This is a genomic window from Roseovarius sp. EC-HK134 (genome assembly GCF_902498815.1).
GTDB classification, from domain to species: domain Bacteria; phylum Pseudomonadota; class Alphaproteobacteria; order Rhodobacterales; family Rhodobacteraceae; genus Roseovarius; species Roseovarius mucosus_A.
The window spans coordinates 38,425-56,987 of sequence record NZ_LR701544.1 but is presented as its reverse complement, the minus strand read 5'-3'; the positions used below and the strand labels follow the sequence as shown (position 1 = coordinate 56,987).

The 18,563-nt window shown below is 61.7% G+C and carries 16 protein-coding genes; 11 read left to right on the top strand and 5 right to left on the bottom strand.

Going from position 1 to position 18,563, the window contains the following annotated elements:
• The first annotated feature begins 75 nt into the window (after positions 1–75).
• Genes GC127_RS04365 through GC127_RS04350 form a run of 4 tightly spaced genes read left to right on the top strand, consistent with a single transcriptional unit; the run spans position 76 to position 3,990 of the window.
• On the top strand, positions 76–759 hold the full coding sequence (locus GC127_RS04365) for an SURF1 family protein (RefSeq protein ID WP_151976693.1): 684 nt from the start codon (positions 76–78) through the stop codon (positions 757–759).
• Positions 756–2,144: a threonine synthase gene (gene thrC / locus GC127_RS04360; protein ID WP_151976691.1), complete on the top strand. Its 1,389-nt coding sequence runs from the start codon at positions 756–758 to the stop codon at positions 2,142–2,144. The genes GC127_RS04365 and thrC overlap by 4 nt, the downstream gene beginning before the upstream one ends.
• On the top strand, positions 2,141–3,403 hold the full coding sequence (locus tag GC127_RS04355) for a pitrilysin family protein (RefSeq protein ID WP_037296648.1): 1,263 nt from the start codon (positions 2,141–2,143) through the stop codon (positions 3,401–3,403). Before thrC ends, GC127_RS04355 begins: the two co-directional genes overlap by 4 nt.
• Before the next feature lie 2 nt (positions 3,404–3,405).
• Entirely contained in the window at positions 3,406–3,990 is a 585-nt protein-coding gene (locus tag GC127_RS04350; RefSeq protein ID WP_199861313.1) for a GNAT family N-acetyltransferase, read from the top strand.
• A gap of 9 nt (positions 3,991–3,999) precedes the next feature.
• Here GC127_RS04350 and GC127_RS04345 read toward each other — a convergent pair whose 3' ends face one another.
• Together GC127_RS04345 and GC127_RS04340 are read right to left on the bottom strand one after the other, a co-directional pair.
• Positions 4,000–5,307 carry an HlyD family type I secretion periplasmic adaptor subunit gene (locus GC127_RS04345; protein ID WP_008279104.1) on the bottom strand — a complete coding sequence of 436 codons (1,308 nt, stop codon included), beginning with the start codon at positions 5,305–5,307 and terminating at the stop codon, positions 4,000–4,002.
• A complete protein-coding gene (locus GC127_RS04340) occupies positions 5,304–7,028 on the bottom strand; it encodes a type I secretion system permease/ATPase (protein WP_151979638.1) in 1,725 nt (574 codons plus the stop codon). Before GC127_RS04340 ends, GC127_RS04345 begins: the two co-directional genes overlap by 4 nt.
• A gap of 169 nt (positions 7,029–7,197) precedes the next feature.
• Here GC127_RS04340 and GC127_RS04335 point away from each other — a divergent pair, with 169 nt between their 5' ends.
• Both GC127_RS04335 and GC127_RS04330 read left to right on the top strand, forming a co-directional pair.
• Complete coding sequence (locus GC127_RS04335) at positions 7,198–8,013, top strand: VacJ family lipoprotein (protein ID WP_081506833.1); 816 nt, start codon at positions 7,198–7,200, stop codon at positions 8,011–8,013.
• Positions 8,003–8,608, top strand: coding sequence for a phospholipid-binding protein MlaC (locus GC127_RS04330; protein WP_008279101.1), 606 nt, complete (start codon positions 8,003–8,005; stop codon positions 8,606–8,608). Before GC127_RS04335 ends, GC127_RS04330 begins: the two co-directional genes overlap by 11 nt.
• A gap of 52 nt (positions 8,609–8,660) precedes the next feature.
• Here the strand turns inward: GC127_RS04330 and GC127_RS04325 are convergent, their stop codons facing one another.
• A complete protein-coding gene (locus GC127_RS04325; RefSeq protein WP_151976687.1) occupies positions 8,661–10,811 on the bottom strand; it encodes a transglycosylase domain-containing protein in 2,151 nt (716 codons plus the stop codon).
• A gap of 255 nt (positions 10,812–11,066) precedes the next feature.
• On the opposite strand from GC127_RS04325, the gene GC127_RS04320 reads away from it, so the two are divergent.
• The 5 genes from GC127_RS04320 to GC127_RS04300 all read left to right on the top strand — a co-directional run bounded on the left by GC127_RS04320 (position 11,067) and on the right by GC127_RS04300 (position 16,784).
• Entirely contained in the window at positions 11,067–11,405 is a 339-nt protein-coding gene (locus GC127_RS04320; RefSeq protein WP_008279099.1) for a P-II family nitrogen regulator, read from the top strand.
• Positions 11,406–11,430: 25 nt separating this feature from the next.
• Complete coding sequence (locus GC127_RS04315; protein ID WP_081506830.1) at positions 11,431–12,765, top strand: ammonium transporter; 1,335 nt, start codon at positions 11,431–11,433, stop codon at positions 12,763–12,765.
• A gap of 125 nt (positions 12,766–12,890) precedes the next feature.
• On the top strand, positions 12,891–14,726 hold the full coding sequence (gene mutL / locus GC127_RS04310) for a DNA mismatch repair endonuclease MutL (protein WP_151976685.1): 1,836 nt from the start codon (positions 12,891–12,893) through the stop codon (positions 14,724–14,726).
• The gene (locus GC127_RS04305; RefSeq protein ID WP_151976683.1) at positions 14,723–15,892 is read left to right on the top strand and encodes a DNA recombination protein RmuC; all 1,170 of its coding nucleotides are present in this window, start codon (positions 14,723–14,725) and stop codon (positions 15,890–15,892) included. The genes mutL and GC127_RS04305 overlap by 4 nt, the downstream gene beginning before the upstream one ends.
• A 79-nt stretch (positions 15,893–15,971) precedes the next feature.
• Positions 15,972–16,784, top strand: coding sequence for an MBL fold metallo-hydrolase (locus GC127_RS04300; RefSeq protein WP_081506827.1), 813 nt, complete (start codon positions 15,972–15,974; stop codon positions 16,782–16,784).
• Between the two features lie 63 nt (positions 16,785–16,847).
• Here the strand turns inward: GC127_RS04300 and GC127_RS04295 are convergent, their stop codons facing one another.
• Positions 16,848–17,087 carry a hypothetical protein gene (locus tag GC127_RS04295; RefSeq protein ID WP_151976681.1) on the bottom strand — a complete coding sequence of 80 codons (240 nt, stop codon included), beginning with the start codon at positions 17,085–17,087 and terminating at the stop codon, positions 16,848–16,850.
• A gap of 272 nt (positions 17,088–17,359) precedes the next feature.
• On the bottom strand, positions 17,360–18,310 hold the full coding sequence (gene ispH, locus GC127_RS04290; RefSeq protein ID WP_151976679.1) for a 4-hydroxy-3-methylbut-2-enyl diphosphate reductase: 951 nt from the start codon (positions 18,308–18,310) through the stop codon (positions 17,360–17,362).
• Positions 18,311–18,563 lie beyond the last annotated feature (253 nt).

Below are 18,563 nucleotides of genomic sequence, written 5' to 3'. Positions count from 1 at the left end.
GCGGCGCGAATATTTGAAGCAAGAAAAAGATGCGGGGGGTTTCCTTTCCCCGCATTTTCCTTTTGAGAGTGAGCCATGCGGAAAAGCGTTCTGATCCCCCTGATCTTTGGCATTGCCGGTGTGGCGGTGCTGATTGGGTTGGGCAAATGGCAGGTCGACCGGCTGGCATGGAAAGAGGGTGTACTGGCGGATATCGCGGCACATATCGCCGCGCCGCCGGTGGGGTTGCCCGACGCCGCAGAGCCAGAGGCAGATCGCTATCTGCCGGTTGAGGTTACGGGGCAGATTGGCGATACGGCGCTGCGGGTGCTGGTCAGTCAAAAGCAGGTGGGCGCGGGATATCGGGTGATTTCCGTTTTGGACACCGGGGCGCGCCGGGTGCTGCTTGACCGGGGGTTCATCAAGGTGAGCGCCGATATTCCGGCTCCACCGGAGGGGATGGTCACGGTTCAGGGCAATCTGCACTGGCCCGACGAGCGGCTGAGTTCCACGCCCGAAAACGATGTGGCGGGCAATATCTGGTTTGCTCGCGACATCGCACAGATGGCTGACGTGCTGGATACAGAGCCGGTTTTGGTGGTGGCGCGCAGGCTGTCGGTGCCGGAGGTGGGCGTGTCGCCCTTGCCGGTAGACACAAGCGGTATTCCCAACGATCACCTGAGTTACGCGATCACATGGTTTTCGCTGGCCGCCATATGGGCCGCGATGAGTGGGGTTTTTATCTGGCGCATGCGGCAGGCAGAGAGAGGCAAGACGTGAAATATATCTCGACACGGGGCTGCGCGCCCACGCTGAGTTTCGAAGAGGCGATGCTGACGGGGTTGGCGCGCGATGGTGGGCTCTATCTGCCCGAGAGCATTCCGGTGATGCGCGCCGAGGATATGCGCGCACTCGAGGGCGTGAGCTATGAGGAGGCGGCGTTTCGAGTGATGCGGCCGTTCATCGGCGATGCCTTTACCGACGAGGAGTTTCGCGGGATCATCGCGCGGGCCTATGCGGGCTTTGGCCATGCGGCGCGGGCGCCGCTCAAGCAATTGGATAGCGGTCATTTCCTGCTGGAGTTGTTCCACGGCCCGACGCTGGCGTTCAAGGATTTCGCCATGCAGCTGATCGGGCAGATGTTCGAGTTCTCGCTCAAGCGCTCTGGCCAACGGGTGAGCATTGTGGGGGCGACCTCCGGCGATACCGGCTCTGCGGCGATTGAGGCGTTTCGGGGTCTGGATGCGGTGGATGTGTTCATCCTCTATCCGCATGGCCGGGTGTCCGAGGTGCAACGGCGGCAGATGACAACGCCGGTTGAGGGCAATGTGCACGCGCTGGCGATTGATGGGCATTTCGACGATGCGCAAGCGCGCGTCAAAGATATGTTCAACGATTTCGAGTTCCGCGACGGCGTGCGTCTGGCGGGTGTGAACAGCATCAACTGGGCGCGGGTTCTGGCGCAGGTGGTGTATTACTTTACCTCGGCTGTCAGTCTTGGTGCGCCGGACCGCAAGGTCAGTTTCACGGTGCCGACGGGGAATTTCGGCGATGTCTTCGCGGGCTATATCGCCAAGCGGATGGGCCTGCCGATTGACCGGCTGGTGGTGGCGACCAATCAGAACGATATTCTGCACCGTTGTCTGAGCACGGGAGAGTATCGCCCCGATGGCGTGGCCCCGTCGATCAGCCCGTCGATGGACATTCAGGTGTCTTCGAATTTCGAGCGCGCGCTCTTCTATGCCTATGGGCAGGATGGGAGCGCCGTGGCGCAGGAGATGGAGGCGTTGAAGGCGGGCGGATTTAGCGTGAGCCAAGGCGCGCTGGAGGCGCTGCGCGAGACCTTCGACAGCGGGCGTTGTAGCGAAGAGGACACCCGCGCCGCTATTCGCGATACATGGGCCGCGAGTGGCGAGTTGCTGTGCCCCCATAGCGCGGTGGGCGTGCATGTGGCCGAGGCAGAGCGGCATGCGGGCGTGCCGATGATCACGCTGGCCACAGCGCATCCTGCGAAATTCCCGGCTGCGGTGGAAGAGGCGAGCGGGATTCACCCCCCCTTGCCCGAGCGTATGGCGGACCTGTATGAGCGGGATGAACGTGTGACGCGGGTTGAGAACGACCTGAGCGCCATTGAAACATTGATCAAGGAACGGATCGCCAATTGAGTGTCCAACTGACCACCCTTCCCAACGGGTTTCGCATCGTCTCGGAACATATGCCCGGCCTGCAATCGGCGGCCATCGGCGTCTGGGTGCTGGCCGGCGCGCGCCATGAAGAGGCCAGCCAGAATGGCATCGCGCATTTTCTGGAGCATATGGCCTTTAAGGGGACCAAGCGGCGTTCGGCCTTGCAGATCGCCGAGGCGATTGAGGATGTGGGCGGCTATATCAACGCCTATACCAGCCGCGAGGTGACGGCCTATTACGTGCGCGTCCTCAAGGAAGATGTGCCGCTGGCTTTGGATGTGGTGTCGGATATTCTGCGTAACCCGGTCTTCGATCCGCGTGAGATCGAGGTTGAACGCGGCGTGATCCTGCAAGAGATCGGTCAGGCGGCGGATACACCGGATGACATCATTTTCGACTGGTTGCAGGAAAAGGCCTATCCCGATCATCCGCTGGGACGCACTATTCTGGGCGCGGAAGAGCGGGTGCGCGGCTTTGACCGGCCCGATCTGGAACGGTTCGTGGATCAATATTACCGGCCCGGTCAGATGGTGCTGTCGGCGGCGGGGGCGGTAGATCACGAGGCACTCGTGCGCATGGCCGAAGGCGTGTTTGGTGACATGATCCCAAGCCATGCGATCGAGCCGCCGGTGGCGCGGTTTGCAGGGGGCGAGACGCGGCATGTCAAGGACCTGGAGCAGGCGCATTTCGCGCTGGCCTTCGAGAGCCCGGATTACGCGCATCCCGATATTTACACCGCGCAAATCTATGCCTCGGCGCTTGGTGGGTCGATGTCGTCGCGGCTGTTTCAAGAGATCCGCGAGCGGCGGGGGCTGTGTTATTCGATCTATGCGCAGGCCGGGGCCTATTCAGATACCGGCATGATGACGATCTATGCAGGCACATCGGGCGAGCAATTGGGTGATCTGGCAGGGATCACCATCGACGAGATGAAGCGTGCCGCCGAAGATATGAGCGCCGCCGAGGTCGAGCGGGCGCGGGCGCAGATGAAGGCCGGATTGCTGATGGGGCTGGAGAGCCCGAGCAACCGGGCCGAACGGCTGGCGCGGATGCTGCAAATCTGGGGACGGGTGCCAACCCTGCCAGAGGTAGTGGAACGCATTGACGCGGTGACGCTTGCGGATGTGCGGCGGCTGGCCGAAAGCACGGTGGCGCAGGCCCCTGCGGCGCTGGCGCTTTATGGTCCGGTGGAACAGGCCCCGACGCTGGCCGCCCTTGATGCGAGGCGCGCTGCCTGATGATGCTTTTGCCGCGCCGCAAGCTCAGGATCGAGACCGAGCGTCTCAGCCTGCGGCAGCCGGTGATCGGCGATTATCGGGACTGGAGCGCGTTGCGGGCGGAGAGTGCGGATTTCCTGACCCCGTGGGAGCCGCTCTGGGCCGTGGATCATCTGGCGCGCAAGGGGTTTTCCAACCGGGTCTGGTGGGCGCAACGCTCGATTTCGAATGGCAGCGCGATGCCGCTTTTTTTGGTGCGGCGCGAGGATCAGGCGTTATTGGGGGCGATCACGCTGGACAATATTCGGCGGGGTCCGGCGCAGGCGGGCACGCTGGGCTATTGGATCGGCCAAGCCTATGCGCGGCAGGGCTATATGCGCGAGGCGATTGCCGGGGTGGTGCACCATGCCTTTGACCGGCTGGACCTAAGCCGAATCGAGGCGGCCTGCCTGCCGGAAAATCAGGCGTCGCGGGCGCTGCTGGAAAAATGCGGCTTCAAATACGAAGGTGTCGCGCAGAGCTATTTGCAGATCAACGGGCGTTGGCGGACGCATGTTCTTTATGCGCAGTTGCGGGCAGACCGGCGCGGGCGCACGGATGTGGGGTGATCCCACGGGTTACTCGCGGAATGCCTTGGCCAGATAATCGGTGAAGGGTTTGACCAGATAAGCCAGCGGTGTGCGGTCGGCGGTGCGGATGAACGCTTCGACCGGCATGCCGGGGATAAGGGTGGTGCCCTCGGGCAAGCGGGCCTGCTCGCCTTCGCTCAGCACGATTTCGGCGCGGTAATAGCTGGCGCGCGTGGCCTCATCCTCGAAGGCATCGGCGGAAATCTGGGTGACGCGCCCAAAAAGTTCTGGCGTGGTGCGTTGATCGAGCGCGGAGAAGCGCAGCGTGACTTCCTGTCCGACAAAGAGTTTATCGACATGGATGCTGTCGACGCGGGCGTTGATCACCAGCGGGCGGTCCTGTGGCACGATGAAGAGCACCGGATCGGCGGGCCGGATGACCGAGCGTTGGGCAAAGACCTGGAGGTTATAGACCACGCCCGAGACCGGCGCGGGGATGTCGAGCCGCCCCATTTGTTCGATCAGGGCGCGGCGTTGTTCGCGCAATTCAAGCTCGCGGAATTGCAGGTCGCGCAGGGTGGTGATCGCCTCTTCGCGCCGGTCTGTGCCCAGTTTGAGAATCGAGATTTCGATTTCGGTGATGCGGCCTTCGGCCTCGGCCTTTTGGGCGGCAAGATCGCCCATGGTGCCGCTGAGCCGCGCCTGTTCGCGTTGCAGCCCGAGCACGCGGGTCGCTTGCGCCAGCCCACGATCCAGCAGCGATTGTTGATCGGTCAGTTCCAGCTCGATCAGTTCAAGCTGGCGGGCAAGGGCCACTTGCTGGGCCTCGATGCCCTCGATCTGGTTGGAAATCTGGCCGCGCCGCTTGTCGAGTTGGTCAATCTCGGCGGCGACGGTCTGGGCGCGGGCCTCGAACAGGGTCTTTTGCCCGGTCATCAGATCGGCGGCGTCGGCGTTCTGCGCTGACAGGTCAATGAGGAGCGGATCGAATTTCAGGGCATCGCGCCCGTCGCGCTCGGCCTCTAGGCGGCCACGGCGAGCCATGAGTTCGGCAAGCTGGTTTTCGATGATCGAGAGTTCGGATTGCAACTCGTTGGGATCAAGCCGGACAAGCACCTGACCGGCGCTGACCTTGTCGCCCTCTTTGATCTCGATGGCGGAAACGACGCCACCGTCGGGGTGTTGGACGACCTGCCGGTTTTGATCCACCTCTATGCGCCCCGGTGCGATGATCGCCCCGGAAATCTGGGTGAAAGCGGCCCATGTCCCAAACCCGCCCACCAGCAGAACAAGGCCGATGAGACCGATGATCAGCGGCTTGCGCGCCGACCATGCGCTATCGTTCGGGGCGCTCATCGCACACCTCCGGGGCCGGTGGACTCGGTGACTTGTTGATGGTTCTGGAGCACATCCTTGAGCACTTTTTCACGCGGGCCAAAGGCGCGCATAACGCCGGCCTCAAGCATCAGCAGCATATCGCATTCCTTGATCGCGGCGGGACGGTGGGCAACCACGATCACGGCCTTGCCTTCGGCCTTGAAGCTGCGGATGGCGAGATTGACCGCTTCGCTGCCTTCGTTGTCGAGATTGGAATTGGGTTCATCCAGCACGAGGATCATGGGATCGCCATACATGGCGCGGGCAAGGCCGATGCGCTGCATCTGCCCGCCCGAGAGCCGCCCTCCGCTGGCGCTGACGCGGGTGTCATAGCCGTTGGGCAGTTTGAGGATCATCTCATGGGCGTCGGCCTTGCGCGCGGCGGCGACGATCTTGGCGGGGTCCGGCTGGGCGGCCAAGCGGGCGATGTTGTCGGCGATGGTGCCGTCAAAGAGCTGCACGCGCTGTGGCAGATAGCCGATCAACTCACCCAGCACATTGGGGGCGTATTGGTCGAGGGTTGCGCCATCGAGGCGGATCTTGCCGCCTGCAGGCCGCCAGACGCCGGTGATGGCGCGGGCGAGGGTGGATTTGCCCGCCCCCGAAGGGCCGATCACGCCCACGGCCTGACCCGGTTCGATCTTGAAGCTGAGTGTTTTGAGCACGGCCTGGCTTTCACCCGGCGGGACCATGGTGAGTTGGCTCACTTCCAGCCGCGCCTTGGGGCGGGGCAGGGGCGTGCGCGGTTGTTCAGGGGGAACAGAGCCGAGGAGTTCCGCCAGGCTTTCCCAGCCTTTGGCGGCGCGTTGCACCAGCGCCCATTGGCCGATGGCCTGCTCGATGGGGGCAAGGGCGCGGCCCATCAGGATCGAGCCTGCGATCATGGCACCGGGCGTCAGTTCTCCGCGCAGCACGAGCCACGCGCCCAGACCCAGCATCGCCGATTGAAGAAGAAGGCGCAGCGCCTTGGTAGAGGTGGTGAAGGTGCCGCCCAGATCAGCGGCCTCGATCGCGGTCGAGAGGGCGCGGCCACGCGCGGCTTGCCAGCGATCAAAGGCCGCGTCGCGCATGCCCATGGCCTGAATCATCTCGGATTCGTTGCGCAATTGTTCGGAAATTGATTCGGCCTGAACGCTTGCGTTATTGGCCTGTCCGGTGGGTTTGCGGGTCACGACCTGATTGATCAGGGTGACAACAACCAAAAGCGCCCCCCCGGCAAGAGCGAGAATGCCAAGCCAAGGGTGAAACACCCAGATCGCGGCCAGAAAGAACGGGGCCCATGGCATGTCGAAAATCGCCAGAAGCACGGGCGATGTCATCAGCCGCTGGATTGATTCCAGATCGCGCAGGCCGGTGGCGGTGTTGGCATCGGGTTGGATGGCCGATTTGCGAATCACCGCGTCGAATACCCGCCGGTCCAAACGCGCCTGAAAGCGCGCGCCGACCCGCCCCATGATGCGGCCACGGGCATAATCGAGCAGACCCATCATCGTATAGAGAAATAAAACCAGCACCGAGAGAGCGATCAGGGTTTCCACCGAGCGGCTGCTGAGGACGCGGTCATAGACCTGCAACATGTAGATTGGGCCGGTCAACATCAGAAGATTGGCGAAAAAGCTGAAGATGCCAACAAACCAGTAGAGACTACGGCTTTCGCGTCGGGCCGCGCGCAATTCTTGGCGGCCCGCTTCCAGTTTCATCTTGTCCAAATCTGTATTCCGTCTTTAGTGTTCAAGTCTTTAAGTGATCCAAAGCAATCCTGTCTTTCCTTACAGGGAATGTCACCATTCTGCCACAGCATTGTGAACATGGGGCGTAGGATGATGGGTTTGTTCGGGCTATAGTTTATGTAAGGCAGAGACTCGTTTAATGACGGATAAACCATTGCAGTTGCCATCTTTCCATATCTCGTCCGGTTCCGCGTTGCGGGTGATCGCCCTTACAGGTGTCGTCGCGCTAAGCGCTTGCGCGCGCCCTGATCCGTCAGAGGCCACGCGCGATGTTTTCGACCCGTATGAGTCGCAAAACCGTGGTGTGCATGAGTTCAACCGAGGGTTTGACCGTTCGCTCGTGCGGCCGGTGGCCAAGGGATATAGTGCGGCCATTCCCGACGATATCGAGACGGTCATCGGGCGGTTCTCGACCAACCTATCGCTGCCGAGTGATATTGTGAACAATGTCTTGCAGCTAAATATGCGTGGGGCGTTTCAGGACACCGCGCGTCTGGTTGTAAACACCACCTTTGGCCTTGGCGGTCTGTTCGATCCGGCCAGCGAAATGGGTATGGCCGCGGGCACCAACACCGACTTCGGCGAAACTTTGCACGTTTGGGGCGCGCGGGAAGGGGCCTATGTAGAACTGCCGGTCTTGGGCCCTTCGACAGAGCGGGATACCTGGGGCATTGCGGTTGATCTTTTCACCAACCCCTTGAGTTACATACTTGAATCGCCGGCTAATCTGGTTGGAACCGGGGCGGGTGTGGCCGCTGGCCTATCCAAGCGCGAGAAGTTCAGCGAGACGATTGACGCCATTCTTTACGAGAGTGCCGACAGCTATGCGCAGTCGCGCTCGATCTTCCTGCAAAACCGACGCTTCAAACTGGGCGGCACGGCTGATAGTGTCTATGACGACCCTTACGGTAGTCTTGAGCCGTCCACACCTTTGGAGGATCCCTATGCTGAGTGACATCACCCGCCGCCATTTCATGACCTCGGGTTTTGCCGTGACCGCGTTGGCTGCCCTGCCCAGCACCGGGTGGGCGCTCGATGATGCGCGCGCGCGGTCGCTGGTGGATGAGGTTGTGGTGAACATCAACCGCGTCATCGCATCGGGTAAGCCGATATCGGGCATGATCGCGGATTTCGAGCGTATTTTCAGCACCTATGCCGATGTGAATATCATTGCGCGGTCTACCCTCGGGGCGGATGCCAACCGGGTATCATCGGCGCAGATGCGTGCCTTTACCGAAGCGTTCCGGGGCTATATCGCGCGGAAATATGGCAAGCGGTTCAATGAATTCGCGGGGGGGCGCATCGAGGTGAACTCGGTCAAGCCGGTGAAATCGTGGCACGAGGTGAAATCCACGGCCTATCTTCGCGGGCAATCGCCGTTCGAGGTAAGTTTCCTCGTGTCAGACCGCTCGGGCAAGGATCTGTTTTTCGATATGATCATCGAGGGCATCAGCCTGCGGCTGAGCGAGCGCACCGAGATTGGCGCGATGCTGGATCGCCGCAATGGCGATGTGAACGCGCTGATTGCGGATCTCAAGCAAGCGGGCTGAGGCGTTTTACATTTTGGTTCGTCGTGAACGGCGCCCTGTTTGGGCGCCGTTTTCAGTTTCCGCCAAAGATGCTGCGCAGGATGTTTTCGATCGGATTGTCGCTGGCCACCGGCGCGCGGCGTTGCTGGTCCTGCGGGGCTGGCGCGGGTGCCGGGGCGGGGCGAGGTTGCGGGCGCAGCATCGGCAGGGGTTTGGGATCAATGCCCTCATGCACGCGCATCATGGTTTCCTGCCAGATTTCAGCCGGAAGACCGCCACCGGTGACGCCGCTGAGCGGGGTGTTGTCGTCGTAGCCCATCCAGACCCCGGCCACATAATCGGCGGTAAAACCCAAAAACCAAGCATCGCGGGCGGCCTGTGTGGTGCCGGTTTTGCCAGCAGCCTCGCGGCCCGGCAGGCGGGCGCGACCGCCGGTGCCACCTTCGATCACCTTGGTCATCATGTAGATGAGTTCCTGCGCGGCACTTTCCTGAATGACGCGCTCGCCGATGCCACCGCCGGTGCCCATCAAGGGCTCGTTCTCGCCCAAGAGCTTCAGTTCGACTAGGCCATAGGGCGTGACAGAGGAGCCGCCGTTGAGAATGCCCGCATAAGCGCCTGTCATTTCCAGAAGCGTGCTTTCAGAGGCCCCAAGCGCCAAGGCCGGGCCTGCGGCCAAATCGCTGTCGATGCCAAAATCGCTGGCCACTTTGCGCACGAGGTCACGCCCGACACTCTCGGAGATTTTGACCGCCGGGATGTTGAGGGATTGCGCGAGCGCCTCGGTCAGCGACACGCGACCTTTGTAGTCGCGGGTGTAGTTTTCCGGGCACCAGCGGCCAGAGCCGGGGATATTGAGGCAGTAGGGTTCGTCCACGACAACTGAATCGTAGCTGTAGCCAAGTTCCACGGCCGTGGCGTAGACGAAGGGCTTGAAGGCTGATCCGGTCTGGCGTTTGGCCTGTGTGGCGCGGTTGAAGGCACCCACCACCTTGGTTTTGCGCCCGCCCACCATGCCACGCACCGCACCATCGGCGGACATGACGACAATCGCGGCCTGCGCCTTGGAACCTTCGCGCACTTTTTCGTCAAAGATATAGGTCAGCGCCTCTTCGGCGGCGGTTTGCACGCGCTGATCCAAAGTGGTGCGGATGATCACGTCTTCGGTGGTGTCGCGGGTGAAAAACTCGGGCCCCGACGCCATGACCCAATCGGCGAAATAGCCGCCTGCCTGCCGTTCGGCGGCCTCGGAGAGTTCGGCAGGGTTGGCGAGGGCCAAGGCCGCCTCTTGATCGCTAAGATAGCCTTGACGGCGCATCAGGCCCACCACGACCGAGGCGCGGTTGCGCGAGCGTTCGAGATTTGCGGTCGGTGCGAGGGTCGAGGGAGCTGTCAAGAGCCCTGCAATCATCGCGCCCTCGGCGGGGTTGAGCGTGGCGGCGGATTTGCCGAAATAGCGTTGGGCTGCGGCCTCGGCCCCATAGGCCCCGCCGCCCAGATAGGCGCGGTTGAGATAGACCGAGAGGATCTGGTTCTTGGTGTATTTTACCTCCATCGCCAGGGCGTAGACCGCCTCGCGGGCTTTGCGCGAGAGCGAGGAGCGGCGACAGTCGGCGATGTACTCGGCCTCACTCTTCCATTCGCTGGCATTATAGGCATTGCCAAAGCAGAGCAGTTTCGCGGTCTGCTGCGTGATGGTCGAGCCGCCGTTGCCCTGCAGCGGGCCGCGCCCCTCGTTCAGGTTGATGCGGATGGCGCTGGCAATACCGATGGGGTCAACGCCGGGATGCAGATAAAATCGGCGGTCCTCGGTGGCGATCACGGCATTCTTGAGATGCGGGCTGACGGTTTCGGCGGTGACGATGCCACCAAACTGATCGCCGCGCCAGGCAAAGACCTCTCCGTCGTGATCCAGCAGGGTGACAGAGCCCTTGGCGCGGCCATCCATCAGGGTCTGGAATTCGGGCAGGCTGGTATAGGTGATGGCCACCATCACGCCCAGGACCACAGTGACCACGGCCGTTACCCGCCAGGTAATCCACCAGAGCACGCCGAATATCCAGCGTAGCAGCCCGCCGACCAACCGCACGACCACGTTATTGGAGCGCGCGCGGGCGCGACGTGGCGTGCTCTTGGCCTTGCGCGCGGGTTTTGGTTTGGACGGCGCCTTGGCGCTGCGCTTGGGGGCCACCAGAGGCGGTTTTTTCGGTCCTGTCGTGCTCATTGCTGCCCTGCTCGGCCTTGTGTGTTTGGGACAGTTTATAATGCGGGATCGCAAAAGTAGAGACCCCGCGCGCGCGGATCGTGATTTCCGATGTGCGTAAAAAATACGCAAATTAATATTTCAGCACAAATTTTAAGCATATGGGGTGAATTTAGGCGGCGGATTCCTGCCTTGACCCTTCCAGACTCTGCCATCTGCGCCTTTTCTGCATGTGCAAACAACGCGCTGAGACACCGCAAACCGAAAGGGGCAGACGTGAAACTCATCATTGCAACGATAAAGCCGTTCAAGCTGGAAGAGGTCCGCGAGGCGCTGACCGACATCGGCGTCCGCGGCATGATGGTGACAGAGATCAAGGGCTTTGGCTCGCAATCCGGCCACACGGAAATCTATCGCGGTGCGGAATACGCCGTGAATTTCGTGCCCAAGATCAAGCTGGAAATCGCGGTTTCTGCCGCGATGGCCGATCAGGTGGTCGAGACCATCACCAAGACCGCCCGCACCGGCAAGATCGGTGACGGCAAGATCTTCGTGCTCGACATCCAGCAAGCCGTGCGCGTGCGCACCGGCGAAACCAACGATGACGCGCTCTGAGCGCGCAGGGGAAAGGATAAACACAATGAATTCCATGCTAAAACTCGGCCTTGCCGCAACGCTGATTGCGCTGCCGCAGATGGGGCTGACCCAAGAGGCGGCGGCTGAGGCCGTGCCCAGCTTTGATGAAATCGGCCCCTATATCATGACGACGCTGCTGTTCTGCATGGCGGGCTTTTTGGTGTTCTTCATGGCGGCGGGTTTTGCCATGCTCGAAGGCGGGCTGGTGCGGTCCAAGAACGTCACGATGCAGATGACCAAGAACATCGTCCTCTATTCCTTTGCAACGATCATGTACTGGCTGGTCGGCTTTAACCTGATGTATCCCGGCGATGGCTGGCTGGTGGCCGGTTGGGTCGGGCCGTTCTTTGCCATGACCGAGCTGGACCCGGTAGGGGTTGCGGCGGCGGATGCGGCGCTTGATTATGCCTCGATCGGTTCTGACTTCTTCTTCCAACTGGTGTTTGTCGCGGCCACAGCGTCGATCGTGTCGGGCGCACTGGCGGAGCGGATCAAGCTTTGGCCTTTCCTTGTGTTTGTCATCGTGCTGACCGGGTTCATGTATCCGATTTCCGGGTCCTGGCAGTGGGGCGGCGGCTGGTTGTCTGAGGCTGGGTTCTCTGACTTTGCTGGCTCGACCGTTGTGCATTCCGTGGGTGGCTGGGCTGCTCTGGCGGGGGCGATCATCCTGGGGCCGCGTCTTGGCAAATATGGCAAAGATGGCAAGGTCACGCCGATGCCGGGTTCGAACCTTGCGCTTGCCACTTTGGGCACATTCATCCTGTGGCTGGGTTGGTTCGGCTTTAACGGTGGTTCGCAATTGGCGATGGGCACCGTGGGCGATGTTTCGGACGTGTCGCGGATCTTTGCCAATACCAATATGGCGGCGGCTGCGGGTTCGATTGCTGCGCTGATCCTGACCCAAGTGCTCTACAAAAAGCCTGACCTGACCATGGTTCTCAACGGCGCATTGGCGGGTCTGGTGTCGATCACCGCAGAGCCGCTTGCACCGAGCCTGTTCGGCGCACTTTGGATCGGGGCTGTCGGCGGTGTGATCGTGGTCTTGGCCGTGCCCATGCTTGACAAGTTCAAGATCGACGATGTGGTTGGTGCCATCCCGGTTCACTTGCTCGCCGGTATCTGGGGCACGCTTGCCGTGGTCTTCTATGGCGAGGCCAGCCTCGGCACGCAGCTTCTGGGGATCTTTGCCTACGGTGCCTTTACCTTTACCGTCAGCATCGTGATCTGGCTGATCATCAAGGGCACCATGGGTCTGCGGGTCGATCAAGAGACCGAGATCAACGGGCTCGACATGGCGGAAATGGGCATGGAAGCCTATCCTGAATTCTCCAAGAGCTGATCCTTCTCCTTCCTGACAGATATTGAGAGAGCTTGCCCGGGCGTTCGCGCCCGGGCTTTTTTTTCTGTGCGGGGTTTGATGCCCTCTCTGGCAGAATCGTGGCGATCTGTGCTAAGTCTAGCGGTATGAATAGCCACAACCCCAAGATACGCGCAGACCGCCCTCAAATTCGTCAGTTGGACGAGGGGGCGATCAATCGCATTGCGGCGGGAGAGGTGGTGGAGCGGCCTGCCTCGGCGGTCAAGGAATTGGTGGAAAACGCGCTTGATGCCGGGGCCACCCGGATTGAAGTGAGCTATGCCGATGGGGGCAAGACGCTGATCCGCGTGAGCGATGATGGCTGTGGCATGACGCCGGATGAGTTGCCACTGGCGCTTGCGCGGCATGCCACGTCCAAGATCGACGGATCGGACCTTTTGAATATTCATTCCTTTGGGTTTCGTGGCGAGGCGTTGCCGTCCTTGGGGGCGGTCGGGCGGCTGACGATTGTGTCGCGTGCGGGTGCAGAGGCGGCAGAGATGACCGTTGCCGGTGGGCAGATGGGGGCGGTCAAACCCGCCGCGTTGAACAGTGGCACGGTGGTGACGCTGCGCGATCTGTTTTACGCCACGCCCGCGCGGCTTAAGTTCATGCGCTCGGACCGGGCAGAGGCGCAGGCGATTGCCGATACGGTCAAGCGGTTGGCGATGGCGGAGCCGTTTGTGGGGTTCACCCTGCGCGATGTGTCTGGCGGGGGCGAAGGGCGGATCGTGTTTCGTGCCGATCCCGAAAGCGGCGATTTGTTTGACGCGCTGCATGGGCGATTGGCGCGGGTTCTGGGGGCGGAGTTCGCCGAAAATGCGCTGAAGATTGATGCCACGCGCGAGGGGCTGCGCCTGACCGGCTATGCCGCGCTGCCCACTTATGCGCGGGGATCAGCCGTGGCGCAGTATCTCTTTGTCAATGGCCGCCCGGTGCGGGACAAGATGCTTTATGGCGCGCTGCGTGCTGCCTATCAGGATGTGCTCAGCCGGGACCGGCACCCGGCCGCGGCGCTGTTTCTGAACTGTGATCCTGTGCTGGTTGATGTGAACGTGCATCCGGCGAAATCCGAGGTGCGGTTTCGCGATCCGGGGCTGGCGCGGGGGCTGATCGTATCGGGGTTGCGGCATGCCTTGGCGGAGGCGGGGCATCGCGCGTCAACCACTGTGGCGGGGGCCACCTTGGGCGCGTTTCGGGCGGAACCGGCGGGGCGCATCTATCAGATGGACCGCCCGTCTCCGCAGGCACGCAGCCTGGCCTATCAGGCACAAGCGCCCGGTTTTGCCGATATGGGCGCGGATTGGAGCGCGCGGGTTGAGAGCGCGCCAGAGCCGGAGGTAGAGGAACAGCCCGCCACGGCGTTGCCGCTTGGGGCCGCGCGGGCGCAGGTGCATGAGAATTACATCATCGCCCAGACCGAGACCGGTATGGTCATTGTCGATCAGCACGCCGCCCATGAGCGTCTGGTGTATGAGCGGCTGAAACGCCAGATGGCCGAGAGCGGGATCGCGGCGCAAGCGCTGCTGATCCCTGAGATTGTCGATCTTTCCGAAGCCGATTGCGTGTTGTTGATGGACCATGCCGAAGAGTTGGCCGGGATGGGGCTGGGGATCGAACCGTTTGGGTCGGGCAGCCTTGCGGTGCGCGAAACCCCAGCCATTCTGGGGCCTGTCAACGCCAAGGCGCTTTTGCGCGATATCTTGGACGAGTTGCAGGATCAGGGCGCAAGCGGCACGTTGAAATTGCGGATCGACGCGATCCTAAGCCGCGTGGCCTGTCATGGCTCGGTCCGGTCAGGTCGCCGGATGAGCGCGGACGAGATGAACGCCCTTTTGCGCGAGATGGAGCGCACGCCGATGTCGGGGCAGTGCAACCACGGGCGGCCGACCTATGTGGAATTGCGGCTATCGGATATTGAACGGCTGTTCGGGCGCACATGATCCAGATTGGCGGTCAGACCTATGCGTTTGACGATCCCGCCGTTCTGGCAGTGGTGATCGGCGCGGCGGTGTTGCTGCTGATCCTTTTGCTGCTCATCCTCGCGCTGCGCGCCGCCAATCGGTCGGCGCGGCTGGCAGAGCCGCTCGCCTATCAGATGGGGCAATTGGGGCAGCGGGTGCAGGGGCTGTCGGATGGGCAGCATCAGCTTGCCGGTGGCCTAAACCATGTGTCCGAGGCGCAGGCGGCGGCGCAATCGCATCTGTTGCAACTGATGGAAAAGCGGTTGGCGCAGGTAAGCCATGCCATGACCGAGAACCTGCAAGGCACCTCGCGGCGCACGGCGCAATCGCTTGGGGAATTGCAGCAGCGCCTGCAAGCCATCGACAAGGCGCAGGACAATATCACCAAGCTGTCGGGTGATGTGCTGTCGTTGCAGGATATCCTGTCAAACAAGCAGACGCGGGGGGCGTTTGGGGAAATCCAGCTCATGGATATTGTCACCAAAGCGCTGCCGTCGGACAGTTACACATTGCAAGCGACGCTGTCGAACGGGCGGCGGGCGGATTGTCTTATTCATCTGCCCAATCCACCGGGGCCAATTTGCATTGACAGTAAATTCCCGTTGGAGGCCTATGAGGCGCTGCGCCGGGCCAAGACAGACGGGGAATTGGCCGAGGCGGCGCGGGGTATGCGCACGGCGGTGCGCAAGCATATCAAGGATATTTCCGAGAAATACATCCTTGAGGGCGAGACCGCCGATGGCGCGCTGATGTTCATGCCCTCTGAGGCGGTCTATGCCGAGTTGCACGCCAATTTCCCCGAGGTGGTGCGCGATGGCTTTGCCGCGCGGGTTTGGATCGTGTCACCCACAACCTGCATGGCCACGCTCAACACCATGCGCGCAATCCTCAAGGATGCGCGAATGCGCGAGCAGGCGGGGGCAATCCGGCGGGAACTAGGCCTTTTGTTCGCGGATGTGGAGCGGTTGGGCGCACGGGTTGAAAACCTGGACCGGCATTTCACTCTGGCGGCCAAGGATGTGGCGGAAATTCGGATTTCGGCGGACAAGGCGGGACGGCGGGCGCGACGGCTGGATAATTTCGATTTCGAGGAACTGGCCCCCGAGACCGATCCGGCCATCGTGCCGCTGGTCAAGGGCAGCTAAGGGGCTTTCGCTCTGGTTCTGCAAGGTGACGTCGCGGCAAACCGTGCTATCTTGCTCAAGACCAAGAGGAGGGCTGCTGATGATCCGACTTGTCTTGTTCGTTTTGATGCTGGCCGCGCCTGCCACCGCGCAGGATCGTAGGCCAAGCCATTGTATTGCGCTTGCCGATGCGACGCCGGGGATGGAATACCTGCACCGGGCCAGTTTTCGCGCACCGCTGCCCGAGTATACCGTGCGGCTGCGCTACATCGCGCATGCGTCCTTTCTCATTCAGGCGGGCGGATACAATGCCGTGACAGATTTCACCGGCTTTATCGGCAGCGCCAATCTGATCCCCGATGTTGTCACGATGAACCACGCGCATGAGACGCATTGGACGGCCTTTCCCGACCCGGCAATTCCGCATGTGCTGCGCGGTTGGGGGGAATATGGCGTGGGGGCCGATCATCACCTTGATCTGGGTGGGCTGGTGGTGCGCAATGTGCCCACCGATATCCGGTCGGGCGGCGGTGTGGAGCAGAATGGCAATTCGATTTTCGTCTTTGAGGCTGAGGGGCTGTGCATCGCCCATCTGGGGCATTTGCATCACGAGCCGTCGGACGATCAATATGCCGCGCTTGGCCGGATGGATGTGGTGATGGCCCCCGTTGATGGCGGGTTTACAATGAATATCGAGAATATGATGAACGTGCTCAGGCGGGTGAAGGCGTCGATCGTGCTGCCGATGCACTGGTTTGGCGATAGCACGCTGGAGCGGTTTCTGGCGGGGATGGAAGGCGAATTTGCAATTTCCCGCCCCGGTGTGAGCGAGATTGAGGTCTCTTTGCGCAGCCTGCCAGACCGGCCCACCATCGTCGTTTTGCGGCCTGCGTGGCTGCGGGATAACGAGTGACGGGCCGGTCGGGCCGCAGCAGACGGTGGCAGGATCTTTTGCTACGCAGTCAGGCGATCAAGATCACTCCTCTGTGGGCGGATTTTGCACCCTGTTGACCACCCAAAAGAAGATACCTGCAAAAACGCCAAGGACACCCCAAGTGATCCCGTTGGCGATGGCAAAGCGCGCGGTTTCGCCAAATGAGACGCCGTCTGAGGACAGATTGATCAGGATGTAGAGGAGCGGAGCTGCAAAAAGGCCGAATCCAGTGCCACCGGCGGCCCCCAGAATGGCCCAAGTCATATAAGAGTTCGTGGTCATGCGCGTTTCCTGTGTCTCGGTTTCGGTTTTCCGCCGTTGGCGGCGTGGTCTAAGTCGACAAACCCGTTCCCGCCGACTCCCGTGAGCGCAAAATGCCTGCACAGGCTGCTGGTTTCATAACGCGCGGGAAGGCCGGGGATTTATCGTGTGTCCTGCCGGTGAAATAAGTCACCGAGACACGATATCAATAATTTAACAGGCACCGGGCCGGTTCAATTTCTACGCATGCGGCGAGAGCTTTGGGTATTCGGCGGCTTTAATGCCAGCCCGCATCAGGCCGGCACGCGCAGCACCCGTGGCACCTTGAATTCGACGTTTTCCTGCGCGGTTTCCACCTGTTCGACGGTCACGTCATAGCGGGCGCGGAAGGCGTCGATGACCTCGTTCACCAGCACTTCGGGGGCAGAGGCCCCGGCGGTGATGCCGATGCTGCGGATACCGCCCAACGCCCGCCAGTCGATGTCGGTGGCGCGTTGCACAAGCTGAGAATAGGCGCAGCCCGCGCGCGCGCCGACCTCGACCAGACGTTTGGAGTTTGACGAATTGGGGGCACCCACGACGAGCATGGCTTCGGCCTTTTCGGCCATGGCCTTGACCGCCTCTTGGCGGTTGGTGGTGGCGTAGCAGATGTCTTCTTTGTGCGGGCCGACAATGGCCGGAAACCGGGCCTGAAGGGCGGCAACCACCTCGGCGGTATCGTCGACCGAAAGGGTGGTTTGGGTGACAAAGGCGAGGCGGTCAGGATCGCGGACGTCGAGCGTGGCCACATCGGCGGGGGTTTCGACCAAGAGCACTTCGCCATCCGGCAATTGCCCCATGGTGCCCACGGTTTCGGGATGGCCCGCGTGGCCGATCATCACGATTTGCAGCCCGTTGTCATGGTGGCGTTCCGCCTCGATATGTACTTTGCTGACCAGCGGGCAGGTGGCATCGACATAGAGCATTTGGCGGGCGGTGGCCTCTGCCGGGACGGATTTGGGCACGCCATGGGCGGAAAAGATCACGGGCCGGTCGGTTGGGCACTCATCCAGTTCTTCGACGAAAACCGCCCCTTTGGCGCGCAGGTCATCGACCACGAATTTATTGTGCACAATCTCGTGGCGCACATAGACCGGCGCCCCCCATTTCGCGAGCGCCATCTCTACGATCTTGATGGCGCGGTCCACACCGGCGCAAAAGCCGCGCGGGGCGGCGAGGTAGAGGGTGAGGGGGGGCTTTGTCATCACGGGTCTCCTGCTTGAGGACAGAGGTAAGGCAGGTGGGCGCTCGCGTAAAGGGCGGGGTGGGAAATAGCGGCGTCGGAGGTGTGGTGGTAGGGAATTACAAGCCGGATCTCTTGTCTATGACTCGCGCGAATAGCACCGAAGGTGCCGCGCGGATCGCTGGGCCGTCTGGCGGCCTAGCGATTTTGAGAGGGCGCGGATCGCTGATGGGTCACACGGATTTTGCTGGCATAAAGTGGCAACCACGACTGTT

Excerpts from the sequence above, each read along its gene's own strand:
- GC127_RS04365 (WP_151976693.1), top strand. The coding sequence starts at position 76 with ATGCGGAAAAGCGTTCTGATCCCCCTGATCTTTGGCATTGCCGGTGTG.
- GC127_RS04350 (WP_199861313.1), top strand. The coding sequence starts at position 3,406 with ATGCTTTTGCCGCGCCGCAAGCTCAGGATCGAGACCGAGCGTCTCAGC.
- GC127_RS04345 (WP_008279104.1), bottom strand. The coding sequence starts at position 5,307 with ATGAGCGCCCCGAACGATAGCGCATGGTCGGCGCGCAAGCCGCTGATC.
- GC127_RS04340 (WP_151979638.1), bottom strand. The coding sequence starts at position 7,028 with ATGAAACTGGAAGCGGGCCGCCAAGAATTGCGCGCGGCCCGACGCGAA.
- GC127_RS04335 (WP_081506833.1), top strand. The coding sequence starts at position 7,198 with ATGACGGATAAACCATTGCAGTTGCCATCTTTCCATATCTCGTCCGGT.
- GC127_RS04330 (WP_008279101.1), top strand. The coding sequence starts at position 8,003 with ATGCTGAGTGACATCACCCGCCGCCATTTCATGACCTCGGGTTTTGCC.
- GC127_RS04325 (WP_151976687.1), bottom strand. The coding sequence starts at position 10,811 with ATGAGCACGACAGGACCGAAAAAACCGCCTCTGGTGGCCCCCAAGCGC.
- GC127_RS04315 (WP_081506830.1), top strand. The coding sequence starts at position 11,431 with ATGAATTCCATGCTAAAACTCGGCCTTGCCGCAACGCTGATTGCGCTG.
- mutL (WP_151976685.1), top strand. The coding sequence starts at position 12,891 with ATGAATAGCCACAACCCCAAGATACGCGCAGACCGCCCTCAAATTCGT.
- GC127_RS04305 (WP_151976683.1), top strand. The coding sequence starts at position 14,723 with ATGATCCAGATTGGCGGTCAGACCTATGCGTTTGACGATCCCGCCGTT.
- GC127_RS04300 (WP_081506827.1), top strand. The coding sequence starts at position 15,972 with ATGATCCGACTTGTCTTGTTCGTTTTGATGCTGGCCGCGCCTGCCACC.
- GC127_RS04295 (WP_151976681.1), bottom strand. The coding sequence starts at position 17,087 with ATGACCACGAACTCTTATATGACTTGGGCCATTCTGGGGGCCGCCGGT.
- ispH (WP_151976679.1), bottom strand. The coding sequence starts at position 18,310 with ATGACAAAGCCCCCCCTCACCCTCTACCTCGCCGCCCCGCGCGGCTTT.